1 protein-coding gene is annotated in these 1612 nt (G+C 73.4%); it reads right to left on the bottom strand.

Annotated features, from left to right (window positions below):
- Positions 1 to 1612 (bottom strand): sensor histidine kinase (locus SACHA_RS20960; protein ID WP_019808645.1); only part of this gene is annotated, 1612 nt, incomplete at both ends.

Here is a 1612-nt window from a genome sequence, read left to right as displayed (position 1 = left end):
GCGGGCGTCCGGGCCGGGGCCGGACGGGCCGCCGCACCGGCGTCGGTCACCGCCTCCGCGGGAACGGTGACCGACGCCCGGACCCCGGTGATGTCCCGACCACCGTGGAGAACGACGTCGAACCCGTGCCGGACCGCCAGCCGGCCGACCACGAACAGCCCCATGCGCCGCGACGTCGTCAGGTCCACCGAGCCGGCCTCACCGATCCGCCCGTTCGCCTCGGCGATCTCGGCCTCGTTCATGCCGATGCCCTCGTCCAGCACCTCGACCGACAACCTGCCGTCGTCCAGCATCCGGCTGGCGACGGTCACCCGCGTCTCCGGTGCCGAGAAGGCGGTGGCGTTGTCGAGCAACTCGGCGACGAGCCGGACGAGGTCGCCCGCGGCATGGCCGACCACGTCGACGGCGGGCGGGGTACGGACCACGACCCGCTGGTACTGCTCGATCTCGGAGACCGCCGCGCGGAGCACGTCAGTGGTGCTCACGGGCTGACCGGAGCGTCTGCCGGGTTCGGCGCCGGAGAGCACCATCAGGTTCTCGTTGTTGCGGCGCATCCGGGTCGCCAGGTGGTCCAGCTGGAACAGGGTGGCGAGCTGGTCGGCGTCCTCCTCGTCCGCCTCCAGCCGTTCGATGAGCTGCAGCTGCCGTTGCACGAGGCTCTGACTGCGCCGGGAAAGATTCACGAACATGCCCGCGTAGCCCGCGCGCATGCCGGCCTGTTCGGAGGCGAGTCGCAGCGCCTCCTCGTGGACCGCGTCGAACGCCCGCGCCACCTGTCCGATCTCGTCCCGGGTGTGCACGCCGACCGGGTCCGGCCCGGTCCCGTCCGACCGTCCCTCCTGGATCTCGCGGACCGCGTCCGGCAGGTCGTGCTCGGCCACGTCGAGCGCACTGCGACGGAGCACGCGCAGCGACCGCAGCAGGTGCCGCGTGATCACGAACACGACCACCGCGGCCAGCGCGAACGCGACCACGAGCAGCACTGCCAGCACGCCGACCCGGACGGCCGCGTCGTCGGCGGACCCCCGCGCCCCGGCGGCGAGTTCGGCGCCGAGCTCGTCGACGAACCGGCCCAGCGAACCGGAGACGGCACCGGCCACGTCGGACCACTCCCGTGGGGTGACCGTGCCGGTGGCTTCCCCGTCGGCGTCCTCACCCGACAGCACCGAGTCGACGATCCGGACGTACTCGTCGAACCGGCCGTCCCGCACGGTTCGCGCGAACCGCTCGCGCTGCGGTTCGGAGACGGTGGCCCCGAACTCGGCGAGCCGGTCGGTGCGCCGGATTTCGGCGGTACGCAGGATTTCGTAGTCGCTGGGGGTGAGACCGAGGGCGAGACCGTGCCCGACGAGTGCCCGGTGCACCGAGACCGCCTCCCGGGCCACCAGCAGATGGTGCAGTCCGTCGGCGGTGACCGTCAGGGCGTCGTCGGTGAGGCCCGCCATCACCACGGAGTGCAGGTCGAGCAGCGCCCCCGTGGCGTCGGAGTAGGCCGACACCGCCTCCACCGCGTCCACCTGGCCGGACGAGATCCGCTCCCGCAGGTCGGACAGCGCGTCCAGCGGCTCCGCCACGGCCGCCCGCGGGGCGGCGAGGTCCGCTCCGGCCCCGG

The sequence above is a fragment of the Saccharomonospora halophila 8 genome, from assembly GCF_000383775.1.
Classification (GTDB): Bacteria; Actinomycetota; Actinomycetes; order Mycobacteriales; family Pseudonocardiaceae; genus Saccharomonospora; species Saccharomonospora halophila.
The sequence above is the reverse complement of the archived record's forward strand: the minus strand, read 5'-3'. Positions and strand labels throughout refer to the sequence as shown.